We start from the raw sequence: 19333 nt of genomic DNA on the forward strand, positions 1-19333 counted from the left end.
TAACTATAACGTACGCTAGCAAAGATTGCTGTTTGAGCGGTTTTATTATGGAATTATTTTATCTGACTTCTCTATAAATATATTATAAAGCAATAGCGCAAGTTACATTGAGTAACCTGCGCTATTGCTTTATAATATTTCAACTATTTCTTATTTTGATTTTGTTCCAAAGTTTGTAGAAACAACTTCAAGCTTGAGCACATACTCTGGATATACAGGGTTACCTTTGGCATCTTGTATAGTTCCTTTCTTGCCTCCTTTTAAACGTGCATAGCCAGGTTTTAAATCATGTTGTATACTAATAACATTGCTGGAACCATAGTAGCTATTACTTGAAGAAGAATCTGTGGTCACAAGTACTGGGATAAGTACGAATTTGTTCCATTCGCTTAAGTCTTCCCAATCTTTAATATTATTGACGGTTTCATCTTTACTATTTCCATCTAAATCGGTTATTTTGATTGTTATAGACCCCTTTTCATGTATTTCTTTCTCTGCTTTTTCCCTATCTGCTAAACAATCATTAATCATTTGAGTGATATTGTTGAATGTGTATTGAGTAAAGCTAGTTGTGGTGGGTCTAAATAGAGATGAAGTTATTTCATCACTAAGCTGGTTTTTTTCAAAGAAACTGTCTTTGTACTTTTTACGTATTAATAAAACATTGCTAGGAGTCGACATACCAAACTTTTTGTCACTGGTTTCATTATAGATAGGTATTCCTAGTTTAACAGCATTTAGTATGTCACTTTGACGCTTTTCTGCTGTTTGGTTAAGAAGTGAATCTGCTATTTGGCTAATAGGAAGAGTTATTTGAGTGAAAATCCCTGCTGGACTCTTTAAATAAGTCCACGTATCCTCATTAATGCATTTTTGAATGGCATCCTTATCATTGTCTAACTGATTAGCTTGAATTACTTCACGAGTAGTGGCAAAGGTACGATATCCATAATAAGTAGAGTCTTTAGACTCTCCTTCTTTTACTACTTTCTTTTCCAGTTTAACACCTGTAAGTGTATCAACTGCATAGCATTTATATACTACGTTCATTTGAGCTTGGTCTATGTAAAGCACAGTACCATCGCCGTAATCACTCTTTACATAAATACCCTTAAAAATCTTTCTAAACTCCTTATTGTCAAAATTGACACCTAACTCGTTGGCTCTTTTAATAATTTCTTTTCCAATTTCTTTAGCAGCTTTATCTCTGAAAGAAACGTGTACGCTGGGAACATATGTACTAAGTTTACGAATGGAGTCTTTTACTGAAAGATCAACAGCTGTATAAGCTTTCGTTCCTAATAGACTGTTATCAGTATTTGCATCGTAATAATCCTCTGGAGTAATATCTGTATAATAGGCGTTCTTTGTATCTAAATTTTCATTTAATGCATAGACACTTAAACGGCAAGCTGTTAATGAGTCTCCAAAGTAACTGCTATACCACAAATAAAGCTCAATAGTATGAATGTTGCCTATGAGTTTTCTTTTTGGATCATTTATATTATCTGTATTGTATATTCCAATAGCGTCGTCTCCAAGCCCAGCTTCGTCTACCATTATATTGGTAGCTTTCTTTTTATCGTTAAGAGCAGTACCATTGTATACTCCAGGGAATGTCATTCCTGACGGACAGTTGAGTTCTGCTAAGAAACCAGCCTGATAAGTTCCGAATGTTTCATCAGTGAACTTACCTACATATCCCACATTAGTCATTGCATATATCTTACCGGCATGAACGGATTCTGTAGTCACATCAAAGGTAGATAGCTTTCCATTGATATCCCGGTCGCTTTCCGGAAACATTCCCAATCCCAGTCCGGCAGTGTTATCATCACAACCCCAAAAAGTGATTGCCAGTAAAGCTATTAAGGCGTATTTTGCTTTCATGATCGTCGTATCTTGATTATTTTATTCTTCTTCGTTTGCAGTAGCATCCCATACCTGATCGTAGAACTCGTTGCAGGCATCTGCATAGTTTTCCGGGTTCTGGTAGTCAAGTACCAATTTGCCAGATTGGCGGGCATATTCAATAATAGACTCGTCTACTTTTTCGCTGTTTTGTATGACTCCATCCGAATAATCAACGGCAAGTTTGCACAGAGCAGCATAGTCTACCGGCTCTTTCAAATCACCTAAATCTTTTTTGGAAATACCTTTCAGCATCAATTTGGCTGCGAAATCATCGCTAAGTGTATTCTTGAAGTCATCTTCATAAACAGAGAATACTACTTTGGCATCGCGGAAAGAAGGTTCGTCTTTATAGGCTTTCTTTATATAAAGAGGAGCTAAAGCTGTCATCCAGCCATGACAGTGAATGACATCAGGACACCAGCGAAGTTTTTTCACTGTTTCCAATACGCCGCGTGCGTAGAAAACGGCACGGCTATCGTTATCATCATATTCTACACCATTTTCGTCCGCTGTCTGCATACGATTCTGGAAATAATCATCGTTATCGATGAAATATACCTGCATGCGTGCGGATTGGATAGACGCAACTTTTATAATCAAGGGGTGGTCAGTATCGTCGATAATCAGGTTCATACCGGAGAGGCGGATCACTTCGTGCAGCTGGTTTCTGCGCTCATTGATATTTCCCCATTTAGGCATAAAGGTTCTGATTTCACGGCCTTTTTCTTGTATCGCCTGTGGAAGGTTTCTACCTATATTGGCCATTTCGGATTCTGAAACGTAAGGTGTAATCTCTTGAGTAATAAATAAAACTTTATTCGCCTTTGTCATAATAACAATAGTTCACTATAATATTCTGCAAAGATACGAAAAAAAAGACACATTAAATAAGATATTCTTTCTTTATGTGGCAAATATTAGTTTATTTTGCAGAGTTTTTGCAAACGAGTAAAACATAAACCAATTGACGAAAATGAAAGTAGTGCACACTATCAAGGACTTACAGGCAGAATTGACTGCCTTGAGAGCCCAAGGTAAAAAGGTGGGACTGGTTCCTACAATGGGTGCTTTACATGCGGGACATGCATCTCTGGTAAAGCGCAGCGTAAGTGAGAATGGTGTAACTGTTGTGAGTGTTTTTGTGAATCCCACACAGTTTAACGATAAAAACGACTTAGAGAAATATCCGCGTACATTGGATGCAGATTGCCGTTTGTTGGAAGAATGCGGGGCGGATTTTGCTTTTGCTCCTTCGGTAAGCGAAATGTATCCGGAACCGGATACTCGTCAATTTAGCTATGCACCATTAGATACGGTGATGGAAGGTGCTTTCCGTCCGGGGCATTTTAACGGTGTTTGCCAGATTGTCAGTAAACTGTTTGATGCCGTACTGCCGGACCGCGCATATTTCGGAGAGAAGGATTTTCAGCAGTTAGCAATTATTCGTGAGATGGTTCGACAATTGAAATATAACCTTGAAATTGTGGGTTGTTCAATTGTGCGTGAGGAAGACGGACTGGCATTGAGTAGCCGGAATAAACGTTTATCGGCAGAAGAACGTGAAAATGCTTTAAATATTTCCCGGACCTTATTTAAAAGTCGTAACTTTGCAGCCACTCACACAGTGAGCGAGACGCAAAAGATGGTAGAAGATGCAATCGAAGCTGCTCCGGGTTTGCGCATGGAGTATTTTGAGATTGTAGACGGAAACACATTGCAGAAAATTAGTAATTGGGAAGATACTTCCTATGCAGTTGGATGCATCACAGTGTTCTGTGGAGAAGTCCGGCTGATTGATAATATTAAATATAAAGAATAACTAAAAAGACGAAACCTTATGATGATTGAAGTGTTGAAGTCGAAAATTCATTGTGCACGTGTCACAGAGGCCAATCTGAACTACATGGGTAGTATCACGATTGATGAAGACCTGTTGGATGCTGCAAACATGATTGCGGGAGAGAAAGTGTATATCGCTGATAATAACAATGGTGAACGCTTTGAAACCTACATTATCAAAGGTGAACGCGGTTCGGGTAAAATTTGCTTGAACGGTGCTGCTGCCCGCAAGGTGCAACCGGATGATATTGTTATAATCATGTCCTATGCATTGATGGATTTTGAGGAAGCAAAGTCGTTTAAACCGGCTGTAATCTTCCCCGATCCTGCGACGAACAAAGTGGTAAAGTAGAAAGTATCTTTGATATTTGAAATAAGAAAAGCCCCGTTTACATTTTGTAGACGGGGCTTTTCTTATTTTATTTTTATGCCGGGGGACGAGTGATGTTCCGCCCACGTGTGAGTTGGTTTTAGCCCACCTGTTAATAAGTGGCAATTAGTTACCGGCGTTTGCCTTCAATTGTTCATTCATGGCGGCAGCGGCTTTACGGCCATCGCCCATCGCCAGAATAACAGTAGCTCCACCGCGAACGATATCGCCTCCTGCATAAATCATAGGGATGGAAGATTCCATGTTATCATCCACAGTGATGGTTCCTTTTCGTCCTAGTTCCAGTCCTTTGATGGAGCTTGGAACAATTGGGTTAGGAGATACTCCGACGCTGACAATTGCCAGGTCGATATCAATTGTTTCTGTTGCTCCCGGGATGGCTACAGGACTACGACGTCCGGAAGCATCCGGCTCGCCTAATTCCATCTTTTGCAAAATAACCTGTTTTACGCAACCTTGTTCGTCAGCAATATATTCGATCGGATTATGTAGTGTAAGGAATTCAACTCCTTCTTCTTTAGCATGTTTTACTTCCTCGATACGTGCAGGCATTTCCTCTTCCGAACGGCGATAGATAATGATAGCGCGCTCTGCACCAAGACGTTTGGCAGTACGAACAGAGTCCATCGCTGTATTACCACCACCGATTACTGCTACGTTTTTACCGAAAGCGACCGGAGTGTCCGAATCTTCACTGGCAGCGTCCATCAGATTAACGCGAGTGAGGTATTCGTTGGATGACATGATATTGATGGAATTCTCTCCCGGGATATTCATAAAGTTAGGCAGCCCGGCGCCGGAAGCCACAAATATTCCTTTGAAACCTTCAGCTTTCAAGTCCTCTACGCCGATTGTTTTTCCTACGATACAGTCTTTGATGAAGTTAACCCCCATCTTGCTAAGGTTATCGATTTCTACGTCTACAATCTTGTTTGGCAAACGGAATTCTGGAATACCATATTTCAACACACCACCAATCTCATGCAATGCTTCGAATACAGTTACATCATATCCATATTTAGCCATATCTCCGGCAAATGCCAATCCTGCAGGTCCCGAACCGATTACAGCTATTTTAATACCGTTCTTCTCTGCAATGACAGGTACGGAGATTTGCCCGCTTTCACGTTCGTAATCAGCTGCGAAACGTTCCAGATAACCGATAGCGACGGGCTTTTCATTCATTTTTAAGTGAATACATTTTGATTCGCATTGTTTTTCTTGTGGACACACGCGACCGCAAACAGCCGGAAGCGCACTTGTTTCTTTCAATGTTTTAGCAGCTTCAAGAAACTCTCCACGTTCGATATTCTTAATGAAGCGAGGAATATCAATACCTACCGGACAGCCTTCCATACATCCAGGATTAGCACAGTCGAGACAGCGTTTAGCTTCTGTAACAGCCTGTTCTGCTGTTAATCCTTGATTTACTTCCTCTTTACGGCTGTGTGAACGATATTCAGCGTCAAGTTCGTTCATTTCTACACGGGGAATGGCTGTACGTTCTTTCGGTTTCATTGATTTGCGTAATTCCTGTCTCCAGGCTGCATTACGGCTTTTCTCGTCGATTTCTTTGGTTGCTTCACATTCTGGTTGCAGTTTATGCATTTCTTCGCGCTCGATATTTTTGAACGCGCCCATACGTTTCAGCATTTCATCAAAATTCACTTGGTGACCGTCGAATTCAGGACCGTCTACACAAACGAATTTAGTTTTTCCTCCCACAGTGATACGGCAAGCACCACACATACCTGTTCCATCCACCATGATGGTGTTCAATGAAACATCAGTCGGAATTTCATATTTCTTAGTCAGTAAGCAAACGAACTTCATCATGATGGCAGGGCCGATAGCGAAGCATTTGTCCACTTTCTCGCGTTTGATAACTTCTTCTACGCCTTCTGTCACCAGACCTTTACGACCGTAAGAGCCGTCATCTGTCATGATAATTACTTCGTCAGAGCTTTCACGCATTTCTTTTTCTAAAATAATCAGGTCTTTGTTGCGTCCGGCCAGTACAGTGATAACACGGTTGCCGGCTGCTTTCAAAGCCTGTACGATAGGAAGCATCGGAGCTACGCCTACACCACCACCAGCGCAGACTACTGTTCCGAATTTCTCTATATGGGTAGCTTGTCCGAGCGGGCCTACTACGTCAGTGATGTAATCGCCTTCATTCAGTTCACAGAGACGGGTAGAAGAAAGTCCGACTTCCTGCACTACCAGAGTAATGGTACCTTTTTTGAGGTCAGAACCTGCGATAGTCAATGGCATACGTTCTCCTTTTTCACCTACACGCACGATGACAAAGTGTCCGGCCTTACGGGATTTAGCAATCAAAGGAGCTTCAATTTCAAATTTGAATACTTTGTCAGAAAAGCGTTCCTTGCTAATGATTTTGTTCATTATCTAATTAATTTGTTGTTTTTATTACGTAACTGCTATCAGAATGATATAAATTTTGGCAAAGATACAGCTAATTTACGAAATATAAAAGAAAAGCCACTCTTTTGATGAGTGGCTCTCTGTATATGGGTACTTTTATTAGTCTGTCATGCCAAGTCTTAGTCTATCATGTCAAAGCCGCAATACGGAACCAATGCTTTCGGAATTCTGATACCTTCCGGAGTCTGGTTGTTTTCGAGTAGGGCAGCAACAATACGTGGCAGTGCTAATGCTGAACCGTTCAGTGTGTGGCAGAGTTCGGTTTTCTTTTCTGCATTACGGTAACGGCATTTCAGGCGGTTGGCCTGGTAAGTGTCGAAATTGGATACGGAACTTACTTCCAACCAACGCTTCTGTGCTTCAGAATATACTTCGAAGTCGAAACAAAGAGCAGCAGTGAAACTCATATCTCCACCGCAAAGACGGAGAATGCGATAGGGGAGTTCCAGTTTTTGCAACAGTCCTTCTACATGGTCCAGCATTTCCTGATGAGATTGTTTAGAATGCTCCGGTTTGTCGATACGAACCAATTCTACTTTGGAGAACTCGTGCAGACGATTCAGGCCACGTACATCTTTACCATAAGAACCTGCTTCGCGACGGAAACATTGTGTATACGCACAATTCATTATAGGTAATTGTTTCTCTTCCAGAATCACATCACGGTAGATATTAGTAACGGGAACTTCCGCTGTCGGGATCAGGTATAAATCATCTACTTCACAATGATACATCTGTCCTTCTTTGTCCGGAAGCTGTCCGGTGCCATAGCCGGAAGCGGCGTTGACTACTGTCGGCGGCATGATTTCGGTATATCCGGATTTGCGTGCTTCATCCAGGAAGAAGTTGATAAGGGCACGTTGAAGTTGTGCTCCTTTACCTTTGTATACAGGGAAACCTGCACCTGTGATTTTTACGCCCAGGTCGAAGTCTATTAAATCATATTTCTTTGCCAGTTCCCAGTGGGGGAGTGCATCTTTAGGAAGTTCGGTTTCCATACCTCCCATTTTTTCTACGACGTTATCTTCGGCACCTACGCCTTCCGGTACACTGTCATAAGGTATGTTGGGGATGGTATAAAGTACATTCTGCATATCAGTTGCAGCCTGTGTCATGGCAGCATCCAGCTCTTTGTTGCCTTCTTTTAGTTCGGCAACGCGGGCACGTGCAGTTTCAGCTTCCTCTTTTTTCCCTTCTTTCATCAGTTGACCGATGGTGCGCGAAAGTGAGTTAACCTCTGCCAGGTTTTTATCTAATTCATTTTGTGTGCTACGTCTCTTGTTGTTAAGAGCGATCACCTGATCGATCGTTTCCTTTGCATTCTTGAAATGCTTCTTTTCCAGTCCGCGGAGTACCGCCTCTGTGTTTTCTGTAATTTGTTTAATGGTAAGCATATCTATACTTTTTATGAAAAACCTTTTTTTAAGTCTACAAAGATAGATAAAAAAATAAACGATATTACACTTCTGTAATATTTTGGTAATAATAAGGATGGAAAAAATGAAAAATATCCATGAGGTGAATATTTGAATGTTAAAAAGGCGTATACTTGTCAGGCGATAAAGTATGTTTTGATATAAAAAGAAAGGAGATACAATCTTGCAGATTGCATCTCCTTGTCTTAACTATTTTCAGTCCGGATAATTATGCTTCTGTTGCAGGAACGATAGAAACATATCTTCTATCTTCTTTACCTACTTTGAAATTAACTGTTCCGTCTACTAAAGCGAAAAGAGTGTGGTCTTTACCCATTCCGATGTTTTCACCCGGGTGGAATTCAGTACCTCTTTGACGAACGATGATGTTACCTGCTTTGCAAGCTTCGCCACCAAATATCTTAACGCCTAATCTCTTGCTCTGTGATTCGCGGCCGTTCTTAGAACTACCGACACCTTTCTTATGTGCCATTTCTTCTTACTTTTTAATTGATTAAGCTACTACTTCTGTAATTGTTAATTCAGTGAACTGTTGACGGTGACCGTTCAGTTTTCTGTGTCCTTTTCTTCTTTTCTTGTGGAAAACAAGAACTTTGTCGCCTTTAACCAAGTTTGAAACAACCTGGCAAACAACTTTAGCGCCTTCTACGGTAGGAGCACCTACTGTAACGTTTCCGTCTTTGTCTACCAAAAGAACTTTTTCAAATTCTACTGTTGAACCGTTTTCTGCACCTTCGATGTGGTGAACGAACAACTTTTGACCAGCTTCTGCTTTAAACTGCTGACCGTTAATTTCTACAATTGCGTACATCTTATATATAATGTATAAGTTAGCTCCGGCGGGTGGTCTTTAATCACTTAAAGAGCTCTTTATCGAACCCGTTGCGGAATAATCGGGCACAAAAGTACTATTTTTATTCGTTTCCGACAAATATTTCTTTTATTTTTTGTAGGAGATAAAATGATTACAGCAAATAAATGAGCATTTTAACTCTCATTGTTGCTTATTGGACCAACTCTCCCAAATTCTGCATAATGATTTTGTGTGGATAGTCACGGAGTTCCTCGGCTGTTGTCATTCCGTTCAATACGCCTGCAAAATCTACTCCTGCATTTCGGGCCGTTTCAGCATCTACCGTGCTATCTCCGATATACAAAGTTTCTTCGGGTGTACTTCCCAAATGTTCCAAAGCAAATAGTACCCCTTCCGGTGAAGGTTTCGGCGCTTTTACATCTTCTCCTTCCACAACTATATCGAGAAAATCCTTTGGCAGATATTCTTCCAGATAACTCAATATTCGGAAGCGATACTTGGTAGAGATAATTCCGACGCGGGCACCCCGTTTCTTCAATTCTTTCAGTGTAGATAATGTATCAGGAAAAAGACAGGTATTTACATTCATGTGTACATCAGCTTCCAGTCTGTATTCCTGCCGGAAAGATTCTAACTGTTCCGGGTCGGTAATTCCGGTAAGGATACTGAATGATTCTTCCAGTGTTTTGCCGATCGTGCGCTTGATAGCTTCATCGGTAACGGTTAAATACTGGTGCCGGGTGAGCACAATTCTGAAACATTTAACGATACCACGCGACGAATCGGCTAATGTATAGTCGAAATCGAATAAATAGGTTTTGTAGTTCATTGGGGAAAACTTTTCCGCAAAAGTACTAAATACTTTTCTTATTTCACAGGTTCTATTGTGTATCCTTGGCTTTTTAGCAACTTTAATAATCCTTTTTCTCCAGGAAGGTGCAGGGCGCCTACCGCAACAAAAGTCGGAGCGGCTTTCATGATAGCCGGTAATTTTTCAGCCCATATTTTATTACGGTTGTAAATAAGGGCATCTTCTTCGCTGGGAAGTGCGTCGCATTGATTACCTTTGCGCTCTTCGCTGATTTTGAACATAGTGTTCAAATCCTGTTTCATGTAAGCGTTCGTGAGCTTTTTTAGGTTTTCTACTTCTGCTTCTATATTATTAAGAGTGCACATGAGTAGCTGTGCTTGTCGTTGTAGTGAACTACCGTTGAAAAGCAGGTTGAATTGGAATTCGGCAGTTTCCAGACCGTCCACCTTTTTTCCGTTTTGGGCGGCTTGGCTTTGAAAGAACGTGTCGAGTTGCTCTTGCGGGTTGAACTTTCCTACATGTTTTACGTAAGCCATTACCACTACATTATTCAACAGGAAGGCAGGTTTTAGCTTCGGAGCCATATTTAAGTCTACCATCAGGTTTTCTTTGCAGAATTTGTTAGCACTCTCAAAGTCTTCCGGAGAAAGGAGGGAGGTCAGTGTGGTATCACTTTCAATCATCATTGCTTTTTGCATCTTTCCCATGGTGGCGGGCGACTGCATTTCCGACATTTTCAGTTCTCCATACACCTGTTGCGTTTCATTCATCGCTTTTTGAAGTCCGGCAATGCTGTCCATGATGCTGAATGGTGCCAGGTGATGAGTACCTATGATGTAGGAAGGTTGGGTTAGTCCGTTACCGGACACTTTCCATAAAAGTTGTGCATTGGCACTGAATGCCACACAGATAAATATAACTGCTCCGATGAATGATTTCATAATTTTATATCATTAGAAGTTGATAATTAACGTATTCTGCCTCCGCTTATCCAGTGTTTGGTATAATAACTCTCGTTCAAGTTGCTGACGATCACTCCTTTACTGGTACTGGAATGAATGAACTTTCCGTTTTTCAGATAAATACCTACATGAGCTACTTTCTTTTTTGAACGGCTACTGGTAAAGAATACCAAGTCTCCTTCCCGAAGGTTTCGCTTAGCGACCTTATTACTTTCTTTTTTCAAGTCCTCTGTATTGCGTGGCACTTGGGTGCGGTATACCTTTCGATACACTTGATAAACCAGCCCCGAACAATCTGTTCCTCGTTTAGAATCACCTCCACCACGATAAGGAACCCCTATCCAATCGGCTGCTTCGAGATAGAGCTTATGATTATCTTCCAGATTGACATCTACACCTAATAAAATAGAAGCTCGTGCCAATGCTTGATAGTCCAGCCGGGGAGCGGAAGTGCGACAGGAACTAAATGTAGCAGCCAGCCCAACTAATAGATAGATAAATCTTAATTTTGCCTTCATCAACTGTATCTCAATCATAAATCATAAATCACAACTCATAACTCATAAATCTCCCTCACTCTTCTTCTACATTAAAATAATCCTCCAGTTCTTTTTCTGCGGAGTTATCTTCGTTGATAATATCCCGGATGATGACCCCGTGTTCCAGTAAAGCGATCCGTGGACATACATCTACGGTATGATTGAGGTTGTGACTGGATATGATAACCGTAGCCTGATGCTCCTCGTTGTATTTCTTGAGCAGATGTTTAATGATAGACTGCGAACTTGGATCAAGGAAATTGAACGGTTCATCCAAGATTAATAATTGCGGATAATGAAGCATGGCGGAGATAATTCCGATCTTTTGCTTGTTACCGGCAGAGTAGTTGCGAATTAATTTTTTGTGTCCGATTACTTCTCCGCTCATAAAGCGTTCGAAAGGGACAAGTCGTTCGTCTACTTCTTCTTTCTTGAGCCCATACATTTTCCCGATGAAATAGAAATATTCTTCCGGAGTGAGATAATCGATCAGGAAGCCATCGTCAATGAAAGCACCGGTAATGCTTTTCCAGTCTTCACTCTGGCTGACATCAATATCATTTATAATCACTTTTCCATCGTCTGCTTTCAGCAGATCCAACATCAATCGGAAAAGAGTTGTTTTACCGGCACCGTTGTTACCCACCAATCCGAGCATGTCGCCTTGATTGATTTCGTAATGTTCTATGTCTACGGCAACCTTTTCACCGAAATTCTTTTTAAGTTTATCAATGGTAATCATGATCTTCAATGTTTATATAGTTAATGATTCATGAACGTTTATTGGCGGCTGTCTCTGAAGCCTTCCATATTTTCGTACCGCCGTTTCATGAAGCGATGATATACATTTTTTATCCATAAAGGGGAGGTCAGGGTAAATCCGAGACCAATCACTAACAGGATTGTGTAAGTGATTGTTTCTCCCAAAAGTGCATTTAACAGGCTATATAAGATAAGCGGTACGCCGAAAGCACCGAAATTGACTAGCATCTGTATGGCGCTATTGTTTTGTCGGCTTGTCACTTTTTCGTTCAGAGGTACTGTCTGTTTGTTGTAAACAGCCAGTTGGAAGAAGCAGAAATAGATAAAGCCAATGGTATAGAAAAACCAAGCAAAAGCACCCAGTAAGGTAAGTTTGTTCATGATGATAGCGGGGATCATCAGTATGAAAGGTATAATCTCACCAATACTGTATGTGTAATATTTAGCTTTCAGCAAACTCATAATCGATTCTTTGCGAGACATCAGACCATCAATGTAGTTGCCTTCGAATGACATTATCTGTGAAAGGATAATCATTCCGAATACGGCAAAGTTATACACACAAATAAAAGAGGTCATGAAATTACCGTCATAGACACTGGAAAAGCTAAGTGCAACGGAGAAAGCTACAATTACGATAGAGATATTGCGTAGTGCACCTTTGCAGCGGCGGTTACGTAGAAGCATTTTCAGTTCCAGCCGCATATATTCGCCCACTTCTCCGTAGCGTTCGAAGAATTTATATTCGGAGACGTGTTTTATTTGGGTATCATCCACTTTGGCTAGCTCTGCATAAATCAGCCCGGACATGATTTTGCGGTTAATCAGCCATAAAAGGGCAATCACAAGTATGGTGCCGAGAAAATAGAAAATGTTTCCCTGTATATATCCGTCTCCCAGATCCATGAAGAAATAGAAGAGGGGACTATCTTCGGGAATAAAAAGAAGGCAGCCTATTCCACCGTAGAAAGCGATAGGTAATAGAATCCACCAAATACGTTCGTTGATAAGAGTGCGGCAAAGCAAGTACCAGTAATTGTTGGCAATAATTAATAGCAGGATACCGATAAGATAGGTGATAACACCGGAGATACCGAAAAACTTGGTAATAGTGATGAAGGAAAAAGGGACAAATAGAAACAACCAGAACAGGTTGAACAGACTTAGTCCCGAGCGGATCAGTAAAAAGTCGATGACACGAATTCGTTTAACCGGCAACAGGAGGTAAGGTTTTACCTCCTGTGTCGGTGTTTTTTGTAACGGAACACGCAACAGGAAGTCCAGTGCCAGGATAAAGATCAGAACCACTGCGTTCATTACATGATATGGTTCCCGGTTGGGAACCATATCTGAAAAACCGAACGCGAATGTCGTACCGAAGAATATCAGGTAACCGGCCCAAAATGCGCCCATGACATAACCGAGTATTTTAGCAACTTTGTTCTTTTCATACATCGGATGCCGTTTGGCGGCGAGCCTTCCATGTTTACGTAATTCGTTGAATATCATCATTCAGTAGATATACTAGAGAAATATTTATTTGTTTTCTTCCGGTACAGTCATAATGACTTGAATTTCGTTGTTCTGTTTCAGCAACTTGGCAAGGAAGTCTTGTACTTCTTTAGCAGTGATGCTGTTGACCAACTTTTCATAGTCTTTTGTATTATCGACACCGGTGTAGAAGTATTCGTCCATGTTATTGAGCCAGTAGCCATTTTCTTTTTGGGCGTCTTTATACTTCTTCAGCATATATTCTCTGATCTTCTGCATGTGTTCGGCAGACGGACCTTCTTTGGCCATTTTGTGGAGTTGTTCCACAACGATCGCAGAAAGGTGGTCTTTCTTGGCAGGATCAGTCTGGAATACGATTTGAAGCGCCAATTCTTCTTTCGGATATTTACCTAGGCTGCCGTTACAGCTTACGCCGTATGTACCACCTTCTTTTTCACGGATTTCTGCTGTGTAAACCAAATCCAGAGCCTGATCTAAGAAGCTAAGCAGGACATTGTTGCGCAAGTCGTATTTGCAACTACCACTATAAAGGAACATGATGGTAGCCATCGGAGTTTCCTGTGCTTTTGCGAATACATTCTTGATCTGTCCTTTGCGGATATCCATGTGGTTGTCCTTGAAAGTCTCTTTACGGTTGATAGATGGCAGGCTACCCAGATATTTGGCGATCAACGGTTTCATCGTTGCCAAATCTACATTTCCCACCAGGTAGAAAGTAAAGTCGCTTGCGTCTTTGTAGCGGTCTTTGTACATTTCGAGAATACGGTCGTAGTTGATCTGGTCTACCATATATTCTTTCATTCGGATAGCACGCGGATGATGACCATATAATACACTTGTAATAGTGTCACTGAAAGCAGTCATCGGGTTGGCATCCGCATTTTGAAGTTCGGCTTTCAAACGGTTCTTGTAAGATTCGAATGCTTCATTGTCCTTGCGTGGAGAAGTGAAAGTCAGATAAGTGAGCTGCATCATTGTCTCAAAATCTTTCGGAACACAGCTACCGGAAACCGTTTCTGTTGTATTACCGATACCGGCAGCCACGTTTGCACGTTTACCGGCAAGAGCTTTACCCAAGTCAACCTTGCTGAAATTACCGATACCACCCACCAGGGCTACTCCGTTTAATTGAGCAATATTGATGATCTCTTCGTTCGGGAATATGCTCGTACCACCGAAACTTACCCCTTTCATAACAATTTGGTCAGCTTTGAAATCAGTAGGCTTCACATATACAGTTACACCGTTGGAAAGCACTAACTTAGTCGTACCATAAATGTCTCCGGCTTTTTCAGAAACAATTTTGCCACCTTTCAGTTCTTCCGAGATCAGCGGTTCGTTAGAGACTTTGTCTTCATAAGGCTTCAAGTCGAATGACTTCATTTGTTTCAGCAGAGCGGCAATCTCTTCTTTGGTAGGATATTTCACTCCTTCTTTTTCCGGACCGGCCAACAGAACTACCTGGTTATTATCAGTAATCAGTTGTTGCATGATCTGGTTAACAGCTTCTACCGGAATATTCGGAGCCAGTTTGTTCAGGAGCGTATATTCAACTTCGATTCCCGGAATCGGTTCTTTATCAAGGAAGTTGTTAACGTATTCGTTGACATAAGAGCCGCTTTTGGTTTTTTCGCGTTCGTTGTAAGCAGATTCTACGGCTTGCAGATAGTTGGCGCGTGCGCGGTCATATTCTGTTGGCGTAAATCCGAAGCGGCGTGCGCGTTCTGCTTCTTCCAGGATAGTCTTCGTAGCTAAATCGATTCCGTCGATTTTGCTGCTTGCGCTGATACTGAATGCTTCTTTAGTTTTGGCAAGGAAATATTCTCCATATTCTGCACCGGCACTTGTGAAAGGAGGATTAGCAGTCTGGCGAAGTTCGTTCAAACGGTTGTTCAGCATATTCATAGCCATGCTGACCATGTAGTTCGTTGCGTAATAAGCGATGGTATTTTTCAAAGAATCCGGGGTAGCATCTTGTTTGAAGAAGATGTTGACAGAAGGATTTTTCACTTCTTTGTCAGTTCCGATATAGATAAGCGGTTCCTGATTGTCTGCTACCGGATAGTAGATACGTTCGGCCGGATTTACCGGAGCTTTTACGTCTGCGAATACTTTTTTAAGTTTGGCTTCAATTTCATCTACGTTGATGTCACCTACAATAACGATACCTTGCAGGTCCGGACGATACCATTTGGCGTAATAATCGCGGATATCCTGATACGGGAAGTTGTTGATAACGTCAATGCTTCCGATAGGCATACAGTCTGAATATTTAGAATCCGGATACATTGTAGACTGTGCATCAGTCATGATACGAAGCATACCGCTGTTGCGGCTTCTCCATTCTTCACGGATTACGCCACGTTCTTTGTCTATTTCCTTGTCAGCAAGATCGATAGCGCTCGACCAGTCATGAAGGATAAGCAGGCAAGAGTCTACTACATTGATATTTTCAGTTGGTACGTTGCTGATATTATATACCGTTTGGTCGACACTGGTATATGCATTCAGGTTCGTTCCGAACTTGATACCTTTTGTTTCACACCAAGGTACGATACCGAGTCCGGTTTCATCACCCGGGAAGTGTTTGGTTCCATTGAAAGCCATGTGTTCCAGGAAGTGAGCCAAACCACGTTGTTGCGGTTCCTCAAGGATAGAACCTACTTTCTGTGCGATGTAGAATTCTACTCGTTTTTCAGGAAGTGCATTGTGTCGAATGTAATAGGTAAGCCCGTTGTCCAGTTTACCGATGCGGACGTTTTTGTCCACAGGCAGTTCTTGCATGGGTTGTGCAAGTACGAGCTGGAAATTGCAGCATATAAAAAGGACTGCAATAAATAATCCACGTAATAAATGTTTCATGTTCTATTTAGTTTAAATAAATATTTCTTTGTTATTTGTCGTCGTGTTTGGTTGTAAATCACAAATAGACAGGGAAAAGAGTTATTTTATAGCTTCCCGTATCCTGACTAACTTCGTTAACAGCCCTTCCAGAAGGTCTAACTTTAGCATATTGGCACCGTCACTTTTAGCTACCGCAGGATTCTCATGTGTCTCAATGAATATCCCGTCAGCACCCACAGCGATACCTGCTTTAGCTACAGTCTCTATCAGTTGCGGCATTCCACCGGTTACTCCACTGGTCTGGTTGGGCTGCTGCAGGGAATGGGTGACATCCAGAATAACCGGATAACCGAATGATTGCATTTCAGGGATGCCGCGATAGTCTACAACAAGATCCTGATAACCGAAAGTCGTTCCGCGTTCGGTAAGCATCACATTTTTATTTCCTGCTTCCACCACTTTATCGGCAGCAAACTGCATTGCCAGCGGAGAAAGGAACTGTCCTTTTTTGATGTTAATTGTTTTTCCGGTTTTCGCTGCTGCAACCAATAAATCGGTCTGGCGGCAAAGGAAAGCCGGGATCTGAAGTACATCTACATATTCGGCTGCCATAGCTGCTTCATCTGCACTGTGAATATCTGTCACAGTCGGAACTCCGAAAGTTTCATGTACCTTTCTTAATACTTTGAGTGCTTTTTCGTCACCGATACCTGTAAACGAATCCAGACGTGAGCGGTTAGCCTTGCGGTAAGAGCCTTTGAATACGTATGGAATTTGTAGAGCTTCGGTGATTTTTACTACTCGTTCGGCAATGCGCATTGCCATCTCTTCACCTTCTATAACGCATGGACCTGCCAACAGAAAGAAGTTACCGGCAGGATTGTTCTTAAGTTCTATCATTTTTCTTAATCTAATTATAAGTTTATGTTTCTGGCACGGATTACGCGAACTATACGGCTTTTGCAGATGTAGATTTACTAAAAAACGTGTAATCCGCGTAATCCGTGCCTGAATTTATCAATTTGGAATAATAAGTGTTGTTTTTTCCGAAAGCACCCCTACTTCCAGCGGGAAATGTCTGGGCAACAACCGCCCGTCCAAATCCACAGCGGCGTTTTGTGCCCGGAGTACTTTTACTTTCTTCGTCCGGTAGCTTTTCACTACCTTATGATTCAGGATTCTTCCCTGAATCAGCATCCATAGTCCGGAAATGATTTGCAGGAATTCCGGGCGGTAGATAACGGAGACATCCAGCCATCCGTTATAAGGAACGGCGCTAGGCGTCTGTCCCCATCCCCAGGCACTGCCTATGCATACGGTCATGATGCGTCCGCGGATATGCTCGTCGTTGATGCGGAGGTGCATCCTATAGAGTTTCCGTTCAAATATAAGAGAAAACAGGGCGGCCACGTAGGAAAGGAATTTCACCCCCCAGAAGCGTTTGGTCTGATCGGTGATTTTAACGATTCGTGCCCCCAGTCCGATATTAACAGCATTGAGGAAGTAGCGGCGTTGGTGTTCTTTTCCATCGTAGAAATTGCAGTACCCCACATCTATTTTCTTCAGCCGGTGATTAATGATACAGTCGACAGCCGGTTTATATTCGGTACTAAGCCCCCAATATTTGGCGAAGTCGTTTCCGATACCATTGGGAATCATGCCGAGAGCGATGTTTTCTTTATCTTCGGCATCGGATAGCATAATGCCGTTGATGGCATCATTTAATGCCCCATCACCGCCCACAATGACAATCGTGCGATAACCATTGTTGGCCAAAATCTTGGCGAGACGTTCCACCGAACCGAAACCTTCGGATTGTACATAGTCATAGTCCACGCCTTTACTGTCCATGTACTCCTTAATTTCTTTCCAGCGCTTTTTTACCTTTCGGGTACCAGCTTTCGGGTTGTAAATCACTCCCCATTTCTTTGGTTCTACACTCATATTCGTATATCTATCCTATTGTGTATTAAAAATCACACTATATAACTGACAAAGATACTAAATCCCTTCCAGTTTCTCTTTTACAAAAGCTATCTTTTCTTTCATCGGCAGTTCCGCATTCATCCAATGGATGGTAAATCCTCTTCTTTCCATGCCGCGAAACCAGGTCATTTGCCGTTTGGCAAACTGATGGATCGCAATTTCCAGACCGTTGAACATCTCTTCATAGGTTAGTTTTCCAATAACATACAATGTCAGGTATTTATATTCCAACCCATAATAGATTAAATCATCCGGCGCAATTCCTTGCTCGATCAATTGCCGCACTTCATCTACCATTCCTTCGTCCAACCGTTGTTTCAATCGGCGGGTGATCTTTTCACGACGCAGTTCCCGGTCAATATCCACTCCGATGATGAGGCTGTTCAATTCAGGAAACTCCCGTTCGGGAACCGGATGGGCAGCATAATATTCTTCAATCTCTATCGCACGGATAGCACGTTTCACGGTATCTACGTCGGTAGAATTGTGTAATGTTTTGTACCGGCCTAATATTTCCGTCAACTCTTCGAGCGAATGATTTGCCAAACGAATACGTAATTCAGGGTTTTCCGGCACGGGCATCAGCTTATATCCTTTCAATACGGATTCCAGATACATGCCTGTCCCTCCACATAAAACGGGGAGACAGCCTTTTTGTTTGATTGATTCGTAAGAAATCAGGAAATCGCGTTGATATTCGAATACATTATATTTATATCCGGGATCTGCAATGTCGATTAAGTGGTAGGGGATTGTACGTCCGTTTACTGTATAGTCTGCCAAGTCTTTTCCCGTACCGAGATCCATCCCTCTGTATATCTGACGAGAGTCGGCACTGATAATTTCTGTATTGAGTTCATAGGCCAAGGCCGCGGCAAAGGGAGTTTTACCCGAGGCTGTAGGTCCGAGTATGGCGATTAAATCATAGTCCGGCATAGCTTCATTCTTTTATATCTGCAAAATTACGAAATAATTTTAACCTGTTTGATATTCAATCACTTTTTTATCAAGATAAGGAGAGGGAGAAGGATTCTTTATGTTTTCGTTCTTGTACAAAATGAATTCCCACCTCCACGCA

At 41.8% G+C, this 19333-nt stretch carries 17 protein-coding genes; 2 read left to right on the forward strand and 15 right to left on the reverse strand.

The window, feature by feature from the left end; genetic code table 11:
• Nucleotides 1–150 precede the first annotated feature (150 nt).
• Complete coding sequence (locus BXY_RS16425; protein ID WP_009039678.1) at nt 151–1890, reverse strand: DUF4270 domain-containing protein; 1740 nt, start codon at nt 1888–1890, stop codon at nt 151–153.
• Nucleotides 1891–1911: 21 nt separating this feature from the next.
• Nucleotides 1912–2745, reverse strand: a complete 834-nt coding sequence (locus tag BXY_RS16430; RefSeq protein WP_004316705.1) for a glycogen/starch synthase — start codon at nt 2743–2745, stop codon at nt 1912–1914.
• 142 nt (nt 2746–2887) lie between these two features.
• Here BXY_RS16430 and panC point away from each other — a divergent pair, with 142 nt between their 5' ends.
• On the forward strand, nt 2888–3733 hold the full coding sequence (panC, locus tag BXY_RS16435) for a pantoate--beta-alanine ligase (protein WP_008645647.1): 846 nt from the start codon (nt 2888–2890) through the stop codon (nt 3731–3733).
• A gap of 18 nt (nt 3734–3751) precedes the next feature.
• Complete coding sequence (gene panD, locus BXY_RS16440) at nt 3752–4105, forward strand: aspartate 1-decarboxylase (RefSeq protein ID WP_004316702.1); 354 nt, start codon at nt 3752–3754, stop codon at nt 4103–4105.
• Between the two features lie 144 nt (nt 4106–4249).
• Here panD and BXY_RS16445 read toward each other — a convergent pair whose 3' ends face one another.
• The 13 genes from BXY_RS16445 to miaA form a co-directional block, all read right to left on the reverse strand.
• Nucleotides 4250–6550 carry a bifunctional dihydroorotate dehydrogenase B NAD binding subunit/NADPH-dependent glutamate synthase gene (locus BXY_RS16445; RefSeq protein WP_015532466.1) on the reverse strand — a complete coding sequence of 767 codons (2301 nt, stop codon included), beginning with the start codon at nt 6548–6550 and terminating at the stop codon, nt 4250–4252.
• 158 nt (nt 6551–6708) lie between these two features.
• On the reverse strand, nt 6709–7983 hold the full coding sequence (gene serS, locus BXY_RS16450; RefSeq protein WP_004316699.1) for a serine--tRNA ligase: 1275 nt from the start codon (nt 7981–7983) through the stop codon (nt 6709–6711).
• A 250-nt stretch (nt 7984–8233) separates the two neighbouring features.
• Nucleotides 8234–8497, reverse strand: a complete 264-nt coding sequence (gene rpmA / locus BXY_RS16455; protein ID WP_004316697.1) for a 50S ribosomal protein L27 — start codon at nt 8495–8497, stop codon at nt 8234–8236.
• Between the two features lie 21 nt (nt 8498–8518).
• Nucleotides 8519–8836 carry a 50S ribosomal protein L21 gene (gene rplU / locus BXY_RS16460; protein ID WP_004316691.1) on the reverse strand — a complete coding sequence of 106 codons (318 nt, stop codon included), beginning with the start codon at nt 8834–8836 and terminating at the stop codon, nt 8519–8521.
• Between the two features lie 193 nt (nt 8837–9029).
• Nucleotides 9030–9668: an HAD-IA family hydrolase gene (locus tag BXY_RS16465; RefSeq protein ID WP_015532467.1), complete on the reverse strand. Its 639-nt coding sequence runs from the start codon at nt 9666–9668 to the stop codon at nt 9030–9032.
• 38 nt (nt 9669–9706) lie between these two features.
• Nucleotides 9707–10591: a TraB/GumN family protein gene (locus BXY_RS16470; RefSeq protein WP_009039681.1), complete on the reverse strand. Its 885-nt coding sequence runs from the start codon at nt 10589–10591 to the stop codon at nt 9707–9709.
• Between the two features lie 26 nt (nt 10592–10617).
• Complete coding sequence (locus BXY_RS16475; RefSeq protein WP_009039682.1) at nt 10618–11148, reverse strand: C40 family peptidase; 531 nt, start codon at nt 11146–11148, stop codon at nt 10618–10620.
• 37 nt (nt 11149–11185) lie between these two features.
• The gene (locus BXY_RS16480) at nt 11186–11893 is read right to left on the reverse strand and encodes an ABC transporter ATP-binding protein (protein WP_009039683.1); all 708 of its coding nucleotides are present in this window, start codon (nt 11891–11893) and stop codon (nt 11186–11188) included.
• A gap of 38 nt (nt 11894–11931) precedes the next feature.
• Nucleotides 11932–13425, reverse strand: coding sequence for a DUF5687 family protein (locus BXY_RS16485; protein WP_009039684.1), 1494 nt, complete (start codon nt 13423–13425; stop codon nt 11932–11934).
• 24 nt (nt 13426–13449) lie between these two features.
• Nucleotides 13450–16287 (reverse strand): M16 family metallopeptidase, encoded by a 2838-nt coding sequence (locus tag BXY_RS16490; RefSeq protein WP_134993123.1) that lies wholly within the window; start codon nt 16285–16287, stop codon nt 13450–13452.
• 81 nt (nt 16288–16368) lie between these two features.
• Nucleotides 16369–17169 carry a 3-deoxy-8-phosphooctulonate synthase gene (gene kdsA, locus BXY_RS16495; protein ID WP_004316678.1) on the reverse strand — a complete coding sequence of 267 codons (801 nt, stop codon included), beginning with the start codon at nt 17167–17169 and terminating at the stop codon, nt 16369–16371.
• A 117-nt stretch (nt 17170–17286) separates the two neighbouring features.
• Nucleotides 17287–18213 (reverse strand): diacylglycerol/lipid kinase family protein, encoded by a 927-nt coding sequence (locus BXY_RS16500; RefSeq protein ID WP_004316677.1) that lies wholly within the window; start codon nt 18211–18213, stop codon nt 17287–17289.
• Nucleotides 18214–18270: 57 nt separating this feature from the next.
• Nucleotides 18271–19191 carry a tRNA (adenosine(37)-N6)-dimethylallyltransferase MiaA gene (gene miaA / locus BXY_RS16505; protein ID WP_004316676.1) on the reverse strand — a complete coding sequence of 307 codons (921 nt, stop codon included), beginning with the start codon at nt 19189–19191 and terminating at the stop codon, nt 18271–18273.
• Nucleotides 19192–19333 lie beyond the last annotated feature (142 nt).

It is taken from the genome of Bacteroides xylanisolvens XB1A, assembly GCF_000210075.1.
Classification (GTDB): Bacteria; Bacteroidota; Bacteroidia; order Bacteroidales; family Bacteroidaceae; genus Bacteroides; species Bacteroides xylanisolvens.